This is a genomic window from Odoribacter sp. (assembly GCF_985060555.1).
In genome coordinates this window covers 1-1283 of record NZ_CFKYFN010000040.1, presented here as the reverse complement: position 1 = coordinate 1283, position 1283 = coordinate 1, and the positions used below count along the sequence as shown (strand labels likewise).

The window sequence follows — 1283 nt, the reverse complement described above, 5'->3', positions numbered from 1 at the left end:
TCGCGTTGTTCGGTGCTGACTGGGCCTATGATCCTGTCATCCCATGCGCCGTTCAAATAATCGTATTCCCGGGGTTGGATAATATACCATGTAGGCTGTGCCGGAGAGTCTTGTTGCGCCACAATAATTTTATCGTTGTAATAGACATGTTTAATTGAGCCGGCAATGTATTCCGTGTAATCATTTTTATAAATTAAAACTCCGAATTTAGTATCACAAGAATCTGGCATCGGAATATCAGATGTGATTATATATCCTGCTGTAATAGGCCAATTGTATTGACATGATACAACAGAACAGGAGATTAAAAAAAGAAAAATAATTTTTTTCATATTAATTATTTAGTTTATTAATTGGGGTATCTCCGATAAGGGTACTGAGAAAGTGTAACTTTGAGATGTTTTTCCCATGAATTTGTTTTCATCCCGTATGTGACGGTCTGTGCCTGGAAAGTGAAATAATAGAGAACGCTCGTTTTTATCGTCTTTGACTGTAATATTTAAGTTATTTCCGTTAATATTAAAAAAGTAAGTAGCTGTTCCGGTAAACTGAGGGGTTGAGAATCCCCTGTCATGCCATGCCTCACTGATAACGCCTGTTTCATAAAAAAGCCCGACTGGCCCCCAATCCACTCTGTAATGAGTAGGAGTATGACCTGTTGAATATGCTGCCCAGAATTTTCGTAATGCTATTTTTGTCATATATGAGTTCTTTAGCGATTGGGTCATGATATGCTCTTCGTCGAAATTTCTTTTATCGGGGCCAATTCCAAAAATAAATTCGGCAGTCATAGCTACGGATGCAGTCGCAACACTTCCGTTATTGACCGCATTGTCCAAGCGAGATTCAAATTTTTGTACTTGTTTTTCAACAAACTCATTTGCCGAAGATTTTAAGTAATACCAAACTGTGCCCCAAACGACACCGTGCCCGTTTGCATCTTCATATTGGCCGGTTTCCCAATTATAATGATAGGGCGTTTCGGATGCCAAACCAGTGGGATCTATGCGAAAAATAGGATTCCCGGCACAATAGACATACGGGCTTACGTGGGGCGTATCCCCTGCAAGGGGGTCTATCGAGTTGAACCGTGCGTTCATACCCTGCAATCTGGCCTGCGAGTCGTATAGGTCGACGCAGAACCTGGACAGGAACTCTTTTCCGTTGTACCTGAATTCGTTAGTATCAGATGTTGCCAAAGAACTGTTTTTATGCTGCATGCCGTATGGCATGTAGTCGTATTCAGCAGTAACGACCCCGTTCTGGTTTACGATCGCCCTCAC

At 41.6% G+C, this 1283-nt stretch carries 2 protein-coding genes; both read right to left on the bottom strand.

Annotated features, from left to right (window positions below; translation table 11 throughout):
- Positions 1-332 (bottom strand): hypothetical protein (locus AC5RDS_RS05610; RefSeq protein ID WP_494222253.1); only part of this gene is annotated, 332 nt, incomplete at its 3' end.
- Positions 333-341: 9 nt separating this feature from the next.
- Positions 342-1283 (bottom strand): RHS repeat domain-containing protein (locus tag AC5RDS_RS05605; RefSeq protein WP_494222252.1); only part of this gene is annotated, 942 nt, incomplete at its 5' end.